The 503-nt window shown below is 53.9% G+C and carries 1 protein-coding gene; it reads left to right on the top strand.

Translation table 11 applies throughout. From position 1 onward, the window contains the following. Positions 1-503, top strand: a 503-nt coding sequence (locus Q1A48_RS21345; protein WP_299948888.1) for a reverse transcriptase domain-containing protein, incomplete at both ends; no start/stop codon positions are given.

Consider the following 503-nt stretch of genomic DNA (forward strand, 5'->3'; position numbering starts at 1 on the left):
GATGCGTTGGCTATGGTGCGGCGGCGATGCTGGGAGTACGACTGGGTGATTGAGTTCGACATCAAAGGTTTGTTCGATAACATCGACCATGACCTACTGATGCGAGCGGTGCGACATCACTGTCAAATACCGTGGGTGATGCTCTACATCGAGCGCTGGTTGAAAGCGCCGATGGTGGGTGCAGATGGTGAGGAACGGCAACGCGACCGAGGTACCCCGCAGGGGGGAGTCATTAGTCCGGTACTGGCCAACCTCTTTCTGCACTACACACTGGATCGCTGGATCAAAACGCATTGTCGAAGCGTGCGCTTGTGTCGCTATGCCGATGATGGGGTGATCCACTGCAAAAGTCAGCGGCAAGCTGAATGGGTGCTTACCCGAATCAGCCAACGGTTGGTGGATTGCGGCTTGCAGATCCATCCAGAGAAAACGAGCATTGTGTATTGTAAAGATATCAACCGACAACGGGAGCACAAGAGCATTGAGTTCAGCTTTCTGGGCTA

Source organism: uncultured Microbulbifer sp. (assembly GCF_947489355.1).
In the GTDB taxonomy this organism is placed as follows: domain Bacteria; phylum Pseudomonadota; class Gammaproteobacteria; order Pseudomonadales; family Cellvibrionaceae; genus Microbulbifer.